The following is a 13,070-nucleotide window of genomic DNA, read 5'->3' as shown; positions in this document are numbered from 1 at the left end:
GGTGAAAATAAAAGTTGTTTGTCTTGGAGATAGTTTAACTTATGGCTATGGTGTTAGAAGAAGGGAAGTATGGACTAACTTGTTGGAGAAAAGATTAAAAATTGAAGTTTTAAACAAGGGAATATCTGGTGATACTTCTGCGGGTATGCTTTCCAGAGTATACGGTGATGTAATACTTGAGAAACCATCCCATGTAATAATTATGGGGGGAACAAATGATTTTATATGGAATTTGCCAGTAGGGCAGGTAATGGCAAATGTAACTTCCATAGTTTTTCAAAGTATGGGTAATAATATAAAACCTTTGGTAGGACTTTCTGTACCTATTTGTGTAGAAGCTGCTCTGGACAGATGGGGATTTGTCGGTGATTTTAAAAATATAAACAGGGACTTGAAAGAACTTAATAACTCTTTAAAAAGCTTCTGTAAAAACTATAATATAAAAACCATTGATTTCTACAGTGAATTTGTAAAAAAAGATGATGGAGGAAAAGAAGAATATTATATAGATGGTCTTCATTTGAACTCAGAGGGAAATAAAAAAATGGCTCATATGATCTTGATAAAATGATATTATAAAAATACTACAGAATTATATTAATATTCTGCAGTATTCAATCTAATTATTTACGGAACTGGTGCTGGTGCTTAATTGTTTGCTAAAATATGCAGAATAAATATCTTTTGCTATATAGGCAGAACCGGAGCCCATACCTCCGTCAAATACCACTACATATACGGCTATTTCAGGTTTGTCTAGAGGTGCATAACCCACATACTCTGCATAGTCCGTTCTTCCAATTTGAGTTTGATGTTCCTGACTGACTATAGTTGCAGTACCTGTCTTTCCCGCAGTTTTTATGGGAAAGTCTGCAAAGGCTTTGGCTGCAGTACCTTTTTCATTAACTGCTTCCATTCCCGCTTTAACCGCCTCTATATTTTCAGCTTTAACTTCCGTATTTTCAAGAACTTCAGGTTTAACCTTTTCAATAACATTTCCATCAGAATCTAAAAATTTGTCCACAAGGTGAAGTTTATATCTTGTCCCTCCATTTGCCAGTGTGGCAATATAATTTGCTATCTGAAGGGGGGTAAACTGGTTTAAACCCTGTCCTATAGCAGCATTTTCTATATTAGCAGGCACATCCAGCTGAGAATTGGCATCTGAAACAGTTATGTAGTATATGGCCTGAATTAAACTATCCATATCCTTATCACTGATATTTTTTTTGTTATTTGAATCTTCTAATGTGAGCTTTGAAAATAATTCTTTGTACTTTTCTTTATCAAAGGCAGTCTTTCCACTTTTTATGGAATTTTGTATTAGGTTTTTTATATCATTTTTTAATGATTTAACCTTGTCAGAATCATTTTCATTATCGTATAGGTCTATTTTAACTATGCTGCTGCCTCTATCATCTACTCCATTTTTAAGTACCGACATGGTATTTGCAAGGTAATTCCTGGCAAAGGTATTTTCATTGAATACAGTATTATATACCTGACCGTAATTTTCTGAAATTTCTATACCAGTAGAGGGTTTTTCTTCACTGCCTGAAGGTACTCCAAGGCCGAATTTCCAGGCATATTTAGCCAGGGTATCATCTCCAAAAGCATTTCTAATAAGTCTTGCCACCTCCATAAAATAGGGGTTGCTGGACTTTTGTATGGCAGTCGTGAGGTTTACCCATCCATTTGCTCCATCTAAGTCAAATCTTGCAATCCTTCCACCTTGATTATAAGTAGCATTATCATAGTAACTGAAATAAGGTGTTATAACACCGCTTTCCAGCCCTGCAATGGCAGTCATGGGTTTAAATGTGGAACCTGGAGGTATTAGAGATTGGGTTGCATAATTATAAAAAGGCTTTGGGTATATGTCATATAGATCCTGTCTTATGGTAGTATTGTTTTTTATGCTTTTATCAATAGGAAAAAGTATATTCAGTACTTCATCCTCACTTTTTCCAGCATAATTAGCTGTAATGTTTCTCTGTCTAATATATTTTATTCCGAATTCCTCTAAGTTGGGATTGAAATATTGGTTATATTGTTCCGTAGTAAGTTTTCCAGGGATTGAAAAATCATTTGGATCATATCCTGGTCTGCTGACAAGAGCTATTATACCTCCTGTATTTACATTGATAGCTACAGCTGCCCCTCTGGTTGCATTTGTAGTATCAGCTCTTTCCTGGCCATAAGCATTTTGTCTTAATTCTTCCATCCTCTCATCCAGTGATTTTTCTGCCGCTGCCTGTACATCTTTGTCTATGGTAAGCTGCAGGGTTTGTCCAGGGTAGGAATCTCTGCTGCCAAGTTCTTCAAGTACCCTTCCATTTTTATTAAGTTTTACTATTCTGCCGCCCTTGGAGCCCTTTAATCTGTCTTCAAAAGCCGCCTCAAGTCCTCCCTGACCCACATAATCACTGCTTATGTCGTAGCCCTTGTCTTTATATTTTTCATAGTTGGAGGCTATTTTTGATATATACCCTAAGAAAGCAGAACCCAGATCCTTATTTGGGTATGATCTTATAGGCTGGGTGTTTACGTCTACCCCTGGAAGTTCATTTAACATCTGTAAAAATTTAAAGGCGGTATCTTTGCTTATATTATTTGCTATTGTTGCTGGCTTATAGCCAGAAAAACTCTGCATCTTTAATGTATCCCTTATAATCATAAATCTTCTCTGCTCTTCCAGTGAATATCCATTTGGAATTTTATATTCTTTTAAAAGTGCCTTAAAGGTATCTTCTGCAGATATTTTTAAAAGTTCTTTGTTAACCTGTGTTTTTAAATTATCATCTGAAATATCTTCATTTTTACTTTTAATTTTTTTCTGTATGGCCTCATTTAATCCTCTATCTCTTTTAAATTTTATCTCCAGGGAATTTCGGGTATTTTCATCATCACTTCTAAATTGGAATTGAAAAGGATTCACCTTAAGTTCAAAATCATCCTGCTGGTTTTGCCCATTTTCATCCAGTATTTTAAATACTTTGTCCATGGTAGAAAAAAAGGTTTTATCACTCTCATCTGTTTGATTGTATACAAGTACATAACCTTGAGCACTTGTAGCAAGCTTATTTCCTTTACAATCCAAAATATCCCCTCTGGGAGCGGCTTCAGGTATTTCTCTTATAGCTCTGTTATTAGATTGTTCCATGTATTGTTTCCCCTGTACCACCTGAAGGAAAAAAAGTCTTCCAGCCATAGTTGAAAAAATCAATAACATAATTACTGTAATAGCAGTATATCTTGTGTTTTTAAAAAGTTTTTTCTTTTTCACAAATATCATCTCCACTTAATGAAATAATTACAATCAGCTTAATAGCAGCATATAAATGGGAATAATCAACATGCTGGAAACTGTGGTTATTACTACATTTATAGATGCGTATTCATAATCCGCATTATAGTTCTTTGAAACTACAGCAGTATTGGTCATTGCTGGCATGGCAGCTTGTATAACAAATACTTTCTTCATAAGTGAAGGAGTACCTGAAAGGGCACACAGTATATAAGCTGTCATTGGTGAAATGAGAAATCTTCCTAAAAATAATACTAACATGTCAATACTAAACTTAAATTGTTTCAAATTAACAGAGTAAATGGTTATCCCTATAAATAGCATAGCTAAAGGGGTAGTTAAATTGCCGAAATACCTGAAAGTATCCAGGATAAATTTTGGAAGATGAACATCCAATAAAACTAGTGCAACTGACAGGATAAAGCTTAAAAGGGGGGCGGACATAATTCTCTTCAGTGTATCAAAAGAAAATATATGTGCATTCCCGTATTCTCCATCTCTGCTTATTTCATAGGAGCCAATAGTCCAAAAAAAAGCGGTATTTGCTATGTAATATAGTAAAACATCAGGTACACTTTGTGTTCCAAATAAAGATATATTTACTGGAAGTCCAATAAATATAGAATTAGATACAAAGAACATGGATCTAAAGGCACCTATTCGTCCTTTTTTTACTTTGATAATTTTAGAAACTACCACAGCAATCAAATAACAAATTGCCATAGATGTAAATGGAACAAATACCCCTCTGCCAAGAGTAATCAATTTATGTCTGTCAAAACTTTCATTAAATTGAGATATCATAAGGCAAGGGATAGCTAGATTACATACTATTTTGGAAAAAAGTTTAGAGGTATTTTCATCAAACCATCCTTTATGACATAAAAAAAATCCTGTAGAAATCATCAAGACAATACTAAATACACTTTCTAAAGCGTTTAAAACTACCATTTTATATCCTCCTATACCATTATACTGGTTTTTATTACAAATTTAAACACTGTAAATAGAATATTTTTATATATCAAATATTTATAAAATCTTTATAAAATCTTTATATACACCGACACAATCTTAATAACAGATTTATATCCAAGATGATAATATAATAAATCATAGCAGTAAAAGATGAAAATTTACTCATAGAGGTGTTAAAAATGAGCTTGAAGTTAGGTAATTTATTAGATAATTTAACAGGTAAAAGACTAAAAACTGAAGAGATAGCACAAGAAAAGTTTAATGTATTTTGGGGGCTGCCTATAATGTCCAGCGATGCAATTTCTTCAGTAGCTTATGCCGGGGAAGAAATATTATGGAAGCTTATTCCTATTATTGGTATATTGTCATATAATTATATGCTTTATGTGTCATTATGTATTGTGTTTTTAATGTTTATGCTTACGTTTTCATATAGACAAACTATTGATGCCTATCCAGAAGGGGGAGGCTCCTATATTGTAGCAAAGGATAATTTTGGAAGAAATACAGGGCTTGTAGCAGGAGCCTCTTTAATTATAGATTATATATTAACTGTAGCTGTAAGTGCCTCAGCAAGTACTGCAGCCATAACTTCTGCTGTACCTGCCCTACTCTCTCATAAAGTAGCCATAACTTTGATACTTATAATATTTCTGGTTATTGGGAATTTAAGAGGTATAAGAGAATCTTCAAAATTATTTGGTGTTCCCACATATTTATTTATATTTTCAATATTGTTTATGATTTTATGGGGAATAATTAAAGTACACTTTGGAGGGTATGTTCCAAAACCCGTTTACAATGTACCTGCTGTTTCAGGAGAGGTAACCTGGTTTTTACTTTTAAATGCTTTTGCAGCAGGATGTACTGCATTAACAGGTATAGAGGCAGTAAGTAATGGTGTGCCAAGTTTTAAAGAACCTTCTCAAAAACATGCTAAAACTGTGCTGCTGCTTCTATCATTGATAGTGCTTATGGTTTTTGGGGGAATTTCATACCTGGCTACACTTTATCATGCTGTTCCAAATTCAAAAGTAACTGTAGTTGCCCAGATTTCACACCAAATATTTGGGGGCAATATCATGTTTTATGTAATACAATGTACTACGGCAATTATACTTATCATGGCCAGCAATACTGCTTTTACTGGATTGCCGCTTTTACTGGCATTTATAGCTAAGGACGGGTATGCTCCAAGACAATTTACAAAGAGGGGAAAAAGACTTAGTTATTCTAATGGTATAATAGTACTTGGGGTATTGTCATCTATACTGGTTATAATATTTAAAGGAGATACTCATTTTCTATTGCCTCTTTATGCGGTAGGAGTGTTTATATCATTTACATTGTCTCAATTTGGCATGTTTACAAGATGGATTAGAAATAAGGGGAGAGGATGGAAGTATAGAGCTGTTATAAATGGAGTAGGAGGATTATTAACTTTCATTACAACCATTATTATAGGAGTGACTAGATTTAAACACGGTGCATGGATAGTTTTTATACTTATACCTGCATTAGTTTATATAATGCTGAAAATAAATGAACACTATAGAAAGGTTGCGAAACAGTTAAAGTTGTCTGTGGATGAAATGCCTAAAAAAGTTAATTTTTCGGAGCAGAAAAGATATGTAATAGTTCCTATAGATACCTTAAACAAATCATTTTTAAAGGCTTTAAATTATGCAAGAACTATATCTAAAAATATAATAATATTTCATGTCTCCATAGATGGCGAAAGTACCAATAAGCTTTTAAAAAAATGGGATGAGTATGATATTGACATACCTATAGTTGTAAAAAAATCTTCCTATAGGAGTGTTATAGGACCACTTGTTAAATTTATAGAGTCAGAGGAATATTATGCGGGGCCTGAAGATACGGTAACTGTTGTAATACCGCAGTTTGTCATCACCAAATGGTGGGGTAACATACTCCATAATCAAACTGCACTATTGATTAAAACCATACTTTTAAAGAGAAGAAATATAGCTATAGTTACCATACCTTATATAATAGATGAATGTTAGTTGGGTATAATTGAAAGGAATATAGATTTAGAAGTTTGTGGAGGGGGTGAAAATAATGTCAAAGGAGGAGAACACTTCAATAGAGTCTTCTGAACAGATAATGGCCTGTATAAGTCCCTCTCCATCTTCGGAAAAAGTGATACAAACTGCTGTAAAAATGGCAAAAAGTTATAATTCAAAATTCATAGTATTGTATGTAGAGTCTATAAAATCCCAAACATTGAGCCGGGAGGAGAAGAAAAGATTGAATTCCTACTTCAATTTGGTAGAACAGCTTGGAGGAGAAATGGTCACAGTGTATGGAGATAGTGTGGATAAACAGATAATACAATATGCTGAATTGAGAAATGTTACTAAAATAATAATAGGAAAAAATCATAAAAAGTTTACCAGTATATCTCATTTCTATAAAAGGGATTTGGTAGATAAAATTATGGATTCCAATGACTATATTGATGTGTACATTATACCAAGTCCTTTTTACAAGAAAGAGAAGAGTAATTTTATTTCAGAATTCAGTAATGAAATGTTATCATTTAGAGAAATTATTGAGACCATAATTATTATGACAATTGTAACTGTAATTGCAAAATTCCTTAATTATATGGGATTTACTGATGTGAATGAGATTATGATTTTTATTTTAGGGGTTATAGTGGTATATATAAAGACCAAGGGATACTTAATGGGAATAATATCTTCCATAGTAGGGGTATTGATATTTAATTATTTATTTGTACAGCCCAAGGGCTCACTGCAGTTTTACGATAAAAATTATATAACTACATTTGCAATTATGCTTATAGTTTCATTTGTAATTGGCAGTCTTACAAATAGAATACAAAAGGAGGCTTATAATTCCTACATCAGAGAAAAGAGAACGGAAATACTTTATAGGGCCAGCAGTAAATTATTAAGTACAGTGGGTACCTATGATGTGATTTCCACAGGTATAGAATATATTTCCAGATTAATTAACAGAAATGTAGTAGGGTATTTAGAAGAAAAGGATAAACTATCTAGCCTTTTAATATATAATGAAAATAAATCAGATAGTAAAAGTATATTTTTAAATAATGAGAAAATAGTTTATTGGACTTTTTTAAATGGAAAGGAATCGGGAAAAGGTACGGATGTTTTTGGTCAATGTGATGTGTATTACACACCTGTAAAGGTACATAACAAGGTGCTGGGGGTAATTGGAATCTCTTCCTCTCAGGGAATTATTGACAGGGAACAGAAGTTTATTGTTCAAACTATTGTGGGACAGATGGCGGTGGCCTTAGATAGAGAAATCCTTTCAAGTCAGCAGGAAGCTTCTAAAGTTCAAATTGAAAGGGAAAGACTTAGGAGCAATCTTTTAAGATCAGTTTCCCATGATTTGAGAAGCCCCCTTGCAGGTATAAAGGGCTCTGTAAGTACAATACTGGAAAATGGTGCATTCATAGATGAAAATACAAAAAAAGATTTATTAATTGGAATTTATAATGATACGGAATGGCTTATAAGATTAGTTGAAAACCTGCTAAGTATGACAAGATTTGACGAAGGAAATGTAAATATAGCTAAGAATATGGAATTGGTGGAAGAAGTAGTATCCGAGGCAGTTCAGAGAAGTTCCAAATGCTTCAAATACCATAGGGTAAAAGTAAATATTCCTGAAAAGATTATAATGGTTTCCATGGATGGGAGTTTAATTGAACAGGTACTTATAAATCTTTTTGACAATGCTGTTAAATTTTCTCCCAAACATTCACTTGTAGAGATAAAGGTTTACGAGGAAAGTGAAGATGTAATTTTTGAAGTAGCCGATAATGGCAATGGTATACCTGAGAAAATATTACCTTATATATTTGACAGATTTTTTACAAATGGAAGTAAAGTATCCGATTCACGAAGGGGAGTAGGTCTAGGGCTTGCCATTTGTAAGTCCATAGTGGAGCTACATGGAGGAAAAATTACAGCCTACAACAAAAAAGAAGGAGGAGCTGTTTTTAAATTTAATATTCCAAAAGAAAAGAGAGAGGAAATTAATTATGAAAGATAAGCCTTATATTCTTATAGTTGAAGATGATAAACCTATAAGAAATTTTATAGCAGCAGCCTTATCATCGCAAGGATATAAATATATTGAAACGGACAAGGGAAAGGAGGCCATTGCACTTTCCATGGCAAATAATCCAGATATTATAATACTTGATTTGGGCCTTCCAGATATTGATGGAATTGAAGTTATATCAAAAATAAGAGAATTATCAAATATTCCAATTATAATTGTATCTGCCAGAGAAAAGGAAAGACAAAAGGTTGAAGCTCTTGACAAAGGAGCTGACGATTATTTAACCAAGCCCTTTGGAATAGGGGAACTTTTAGCTAGAATTCGTGTATCCTTAAGGCATAGTATATCGAATGAAAAGGAAAATACAGCAATGCATACTTTCAAAGTAAAACAGCTTTTTGTGGATTTTGATAAGAGACGTGTAACTGTAAATGATGATGAAATACATTTAACCCCCATAGAATACAGAATAATGGAATTGCTCTGTAAGTATTCAGGGAAAGTATTGACTCACAATTTTATTACCAGGGAAATCTGGGGAACATCCCTTGGAAATGAAACACAGTCACTTAGAGTTTTCATGGCCAATTTAAGGAGAAAACTAGAAAAGGATCCTTCTCAACCTGAGTATATATATACAGAGGTTGGAGTAGGATACAGGCTTGTTGAGGAATAAAATTTTAGATGCCGTTAGAGCTATTATATGGAATTTGCCTGTTTAGATATAAATAAAAAATTAAAAAGGCACCAATATTACAAATTAAAATAAGTAAGGCCATAGGTACATAAGTTTGGTTTCCTCTTATACCTACTAAAGGAGAAAGTAATCCTCCAATTAGATTCATGCCAAGTCCCAGTATGGCAGAAGCACTTCCAGCCCATTTTTTTTGGTTCTGCATTGCTAGAGAAAAAGCAGGGGGATTTACCATACCTACCATTGATACTATAAAGAAAAGTGGAATAGTTACGGCTAATAAGTGTTTTGGTAGAAACAAGCTTATAAATAGGGCTATACTGCCAAAGACCGCAATAGATAAGCCTATTTGAAGTAATAATTTTTCTCCTAATCTATAGGACAGTCTACCTGCAGCTTGAGACATAAATACTATGCCGATACCGTTAATTGCAAATACCAGGCTGAACCCCTGGGCAGATAAGCTGAACATGTTTTGTAACACAAAAGAAGAACCGGAAATGTAACAAAACATGGCACCTGTAACTAATCCCTGTACTAAGGCGTAGCTCATAAATATTTTATCGCTAATCAAAGATTTAAGTGCAGTAAATATAACTTTAGGATCATTTTCTTGTGAATAGTCAATTGTCAGTGTTTCCTTAAAATATAAAAGGGTAGCTAAAAATAAAATTGTACCAATAATGCCAAGAACTATAAAAATACCTTTCCAGTCAGTGAATTTTAATACCATGCCTCCAAAGATAGGAGATAAAATAGGGAACACACCATTTACGGCCATTAGCAGTGAAAAGAATTTTGTAAGTTCATTGCCCTGGTATAAATCTCTTGCAATTGCCCGGGAGATTACAAGGCCTGCTGCACCAGACAATCCCTGAATAAATCTTAAGCCAATTAAAAGCCATATTTCAATTATTTCTCCTCCTGAGTAAAAGTATCATTAATTATAAATTACAATTATCAAAAGACGTACTATCTCCCAATTTGAAGAAGGTGGAAGTATAAAAATGATAGCCTTTGGATAAATAATGTGAATTATAACACCAGTTAGTTTAATATGCAAGGCAATACCAATAATATTATAGAAAAAGCTAATAATATTGATGAAAGGTAAAAATTTTAAAAGAGGAATAATTATGGGAGAAAAAATATTTATTATTGTTTTCATAGTTTTATTTTGTGTGATTTTTCCTATGAGTTCATGGGTGAAAACCAATTTTCCAGTTAACACTAGCTATGAAGAAAAAACAACCAAGAAACAGATAAGCTATAGAGAATATGGATATAATATAGAAGGCAGTCTGTATAAATATAAAAATGCATTAAAAAATGTCAATAGAAAAAGGGTAAAGATATACTGCATAGGTGAATCCAATACAAGAGGGGAATATTCCAGCGATGAGATAAACAAGTCCTGGGTAGGTGTAATGAAATCATTATTACAAAACCAATATGGAAATGCAGGAGAAGGATTTATTAGTGTTTATGAAGGCGCCTTGCCTGAAGGAACTAAGCCAAGGTGGACACTGGGTAGTGGATGGAGTGTCTCTGGTGCATCTAAAGAATTCACATCTAATGTAGGAGGTTTTGGAGGATGTTTCGCAATTTCTTCTGGGAATAAATCCCCTTTGACTTTAAAATTTATTGGAACAGATTTGGAATTATTATACTCCAGAGCAAAGGATGGGGGTACAGCAGACATAGTAATAGATGGTAAAAAAGTAGGAATTATAAATTGTTTAGGACAATCAGTAACTTTTTCAAATAAAGTTCATTATTCTGGTTTAAATGATGAAAAACATGAATTGAGGGTAATTCCAAGTACAAATTCAAATATTTTTATAGAGGGTGCAGTTGCTTCATCCAGCAAAATGGGAGTTCAAATTGATAAAATAGCAATTTCCAGTAAAATGGCAAGTTATTTTGAAGGAAATTTCACAAAAGAGGTGTGGAATGCTTCCCAGAAACCGGATCTGGTACTTTTATCTTTTGGACTTAATGAAGCGGGAAATGGAGTTTCTTTTAAAGAGTATAAGGAAAGTATGATAGAGTTAGTGAGCTATTGGCAGAAAAGAGGAAGTGATGTATGCCTGGTGTCAAACCAAAAGCCTGCAGATTCATGGACAAATAATTGGCCAGATTACATAAAAGTATTGTATGAAATAGCAGATGAATATAATGTAGGTGTTATAGATATTTACAAGGCTTATTTTGAAGATTATACTGCTGCACAAAAATTAGGACTATTTGGAGTGGATAAGAATGACTATTCTGGAAATAGCGGAAAAAACACGGCCCACCCCAGTGACAAAGGATATGAATATATTGGAGAGGTTATTTATGAAAATTTGAAACTGTAATATTTATGAAGTGATTTAGGGGTTCAGATGGAGTTTGCCATAGAGAAATGGTTATCTCCACTGGAACCATTATTTTTTAAAGGTTGTTTTTAAGAACTTTGCAGGTAGATTTAATATCCTCAGGAGTTGTTCTGCAGCAGCCGCCTATAAGTCTGGCTCCTCCATCAAACCATTCTTTGGCACTGCAGCTGAAAGCTTTGCTGGAGGAGTCTCCATGCCAGGTCTTGGTGATACCATCATATTCTTCTCCGGAATTTGGATACACTATTATGGGCTTTGAAGAATTTTTTGAAATTTGTTCAATCAATGAATTTATGTACTTAGGTGGAGTACAATTTACTCCAATGGCAGCCACTTGGCGGTTTGAATCCAGATATTTGGCACACTTAGCTAGAGAGGTTCCCTCACTTATATTTAATTCATCTTTGGCACTAAAACTTATCCAACTGCAAACTGAAGGGAATTCTTCCAGTAGTTTTAAAATGGCTTGAGCTTCTACAAGGCTTGGAATTGTTTCGCAGGCCAGAATATCAACTCCTTCTTCTATTAAAATTTTCATTCTGGGTCTGTGAAATTCCATTAATTCTTCTTCGGAAATATTGTAATGGCCTATATATTCAGAACCATCTGCGAGATAGGCTCCATAGGGACCTATTGAACCTGCAATTAGCGGTTTGGGTCTGTTTATTCTATTTAAGGGATTTTTCCAGAATCTATCTCGTGCTTTTTTTGCTACTTGTACAGAAAGCCTTATAAGTTCTATGGCTTCATCTTCTTTAAAGCCTTTTTCCATAAAACCACGAATAGTAGCCTGGTAACTCGAGGTAATAGCACAATCTGCTCCTGATACAAAGTAGTCATAATGTACACCTTCTATTATTTTGGGATCTTCATAAAGTATTTTTGCTGACCATAGGGAATCATCTATATTACAGCCTATTTTTTCAAGTTCTGTGGCGAGAGCACCATCTAAAATAATAACTTTAAAATCTTTTAAAATATGTTTTAGTGGATTCATCTTTAGTTCCCTTTCTTTCCTAAAATTATATATATTGCTTATATTTTAAGTTCTTCTTTTTCAATATGAATTATCTCAGCATCAGTGTTATTTTCTATGAAAGTTATAATATTTTCCATGGTAGAATCTGCCTGAGCCATAGTTGCACATATTCCTGCAATGCCTATAATTATGGTTTTATGAGTATCCTGTTTGGCAATTTCTGATACGGATATATTGAATTTATTTTTTAGTTTTTGAGTTATACTTTTTACAATCATTCTCTTTTCTTTTAGTGAATGTACCCAGGAGGCTCTTAAAGTAATTTTCATAAACAAAATTTTCATAAGCTATATTCTCCATATTAAGTGATTCTTACAAGAAGTTATATCATAAGTATATAAATTATACAACTGTTTAGATATTATAAAATTAAAAGATTTAGAAACTTTCTGTAAAGCGTATGAAAAAACAACACTGTTGTAAAAAACAACGGTGTTGTTTGAGGGAAATGTTGTTTTTTACAACATTTTTTATAAGGACATTTTAGGTTTTATAAAATACCTAGTTATAGCAAACTCCTCACAATAAAAAATATATTGGCATAATATTTGCTGATATAAAATATCAGTATTTGTTAAAGTT

Annotated in this window: 10 protein-coding genes; 5 read left to right on the top strand and 5 right to left on the bottom strand. The window is 33.3% G+C overall.

Features of this window, described 5'->3' with window-relative positions:
- Nucleotide 1 precedes the first annotated feature (1 nt).
- The gene (locus CKL_RS11115) at nt 2-571 is read left to right on the top strand and encodes a GDSL-type esterase/lipase family protein (protein ID WP_012102609.1); all 570 of its coding nucleotides are present in this window, start codon (nt 2-4) and stop codon (nt 569-571) included.
- A 48-nt stretch (nt 572-619) separates the two neighbouring features.
- Here the strand turns inward: CKL_RS11115 and CKL_RS11110 are convergent, their stop codons facing one another.
- Nucleotides 620-3,295 carry a penicillin-binding transpeptidase domain-containing protein gene (locus tag CKL_RS11110; RefSeq protein WP_049759123.1) on the bottom strand — a complete coding sequence of 892 codons (2,676 nt, stop codon included), beginning with the start codon at nt 3,293-3,295 and terminating at the stop codon, nt 620-622.
- A 24-nt stretch (nt 3,296-3,319) separates the two neighbouring features.
- Nucleotides 3,320-4,258 carry an AEC family transporter gene (locus CKL_RS11105; protein ID WP_012102607.1) on the bottom strand — a complete coding sequence of 313 codons (939 nt, stop codon included), beginning with the start codon at nt 4,256-4,258 and terminating at the stop codon, nt 3,320-3,322.
- 206 nt (nt 4,259-4,464) lie between these two features.
- Between CKL_RS11105 and CKL_RS11100 the strand changes: the two genes are divergently transcribed.
- Genes CKL_RS11100 through CKL_RS11090 form a run of 3 tightly spaced genes read left to right on the top strand, consistent with a single transcriptional unit; the run spans nt 4,465 to nt 9,050 of the window.
- Nucleotides 4,465-6,315 carry an APC family permease gene (locus tag CKL_RS11100; protein ID WP_012102606.1) on the top strand — a complete coding sequence of 617 codons (1,851 nt, stop codon included), beginning with the start codon at nt 4,465-4,467 and terminating at the stop codon, nt 6,313-6,315.
- Between the two features lie 37 nt (nt 6,316-6,352).
- A complete protein-coding gene (locus CKL_RS11095) occupies nt 6,353-8,362 on the top strand; it encodes an ATP-binding protein (protein WP_012620611.1) in 2,010 nt (669 codons plus the stop codon).
- Nucleotides 8,352-9,050 carry a response regulator gene (locus tag CKL_RS11090; RefSeq protein ID WP_012102604.1) on the top strand — a complete coding sequence of 233 codons (699 nt, stop codon included), beginning with the start codon at nt 8,352-8,354 and terminating at the stop codon, nt 9,048-9,050. The genes CKL_RS11095 and CKL_RS11090 overlap by 11 nt, the downstream gene beginning before the upstream one ends.
- Nucleotides 9,051-9,054: 4 nt before the next feature.
- Here CKL_RS11090 and CKL_RS11085 read toward each other — a convergent pair whose 3' ends face one another.
- Nucleotides 9,055-9,939: an MFS transporter gene (locus CKL_RS11085; RefSeq protein WP_012102603.1), complete on the bottom strand. Its 885-nt coding sequence runs from the start codon at nt 9,937-9,939 to the stop codon at nt 9,055-9,057.
- 265 nt (nt 9,940-10,204) lie between these two features.
- On the opposite strand from CKL_RS11085, the gene CKL_RS11080 reads away from it, so the two are divergent.
- Entirely contained in the window at nt 10,205-11,428 is a 1,224-nt protein-coding gene (locus CKL_RS11080) for an SGNH/GDSL hydrolase family protein (RefSeq protein WP_012102602.1), read from the top strand.
- Between the two features lie 76 nt (nt 11,429-11,504).
- Here the strand turns inward: CKL_RS11080 and mmuM are convergent, their stop codons facing one another.
- Both mmuM and CKL_RS11070 read right to left on the bottom strand, forming a co-directional pair.
- Nucleotides 11,505-12,446: a homocysteine S-methyltransferase gene (gene mmuM / locus CKL_RS11075; RefSeq protein WP_012102601.1), complete on the bottom strand. Its 942-nt coding sequence runs from the start codon at nt 12,444-12,446 to the stop codon at nt 11,505-11,507.
- A 38-nt stretch (nt 12,447-12,484) separates the two neighbouring features.
- Nucleotides 12,485-12,772 carry a DUF503 domain-containing protein gene (locus CKL_RS11070; RefSeq protein ID WP_012102600.1) on the bottom strand — a complete coding sequence of 96 codons (288 nt, stop codon included), beginning with the start codon at nt 12,770-12,772 and terminating at the stop codon, nt 12,485-12,487.
- Between the last annotated feature and the right edge of the window lie 298 nt (nt 12,773-13,070).

Source organism: Clostridium kluyveri DSM 555 (assembly GCF_000016505.1).
Classification (GTDB): Bacteria; Bacillota; Clostridia; order Clostridiales; family Clostridiaceae; genus Clostridium_B; species Clostridium_B kluyveri.
This window is presented reverse-complemented; position numbering and strand designations above follow the sequence as displayed.

What these genes read in the sequence shown, in the direction of transcription:
- CKL_RS11080 (WP_012102602.1), top strand. Translation starts at nt 10,205, where the DNA reads ATGGGAGAAAAAATATTTATTATTGTTTTCATAGTTTTATTTTGTGTG.
- CKL_RS11070 (WP_012102600.1), bottom strand. Translation starts at nt 12,772, where the DNA reads ATGAAAATTTTGTTTATGAAAATTACTTTAAGAGCCTCCTGGGTACAT.
- CKL_RS11110 (WP_049759123.1), bottom strand. Translation starts at nt 3,295, where the DNA reads ATGATATTTGTGAAAAAGAAAAAACTTTTTAAAAACACAAGATATACT.
- CKL_RS11100 (WP_012102606.1), top strand. Translation starts at nt 4,465, where the DNA reads ATGAGCTTGAAGTTAGGTAATTTATTAGATAATTTAACAGGTAAAAGA.
- CKL_RS11090 (WP_012102604.1), top strand. Translation starts at nt 8,352, where the DNA reads ATGAAAGATAAGCCTTATATTCTTATAGTTGAAGATGATAAACCTATA.
- mmuM (WP_012102601.1), bottom strand. Translation starts at nt 12,446, where the DNA reads ATGAATCCACTAAAACATATTTTAAAAGATTTTAAAGTTATTATTTTA.
- CKL_RS11105 (WP_012102607.1), bottom strand. Translation starts at nt 4,258, where the DNA reads ATGGTAGTTTTAAACGCTTTAGAAAGTGTATTTAGTATTGTCTTGATG.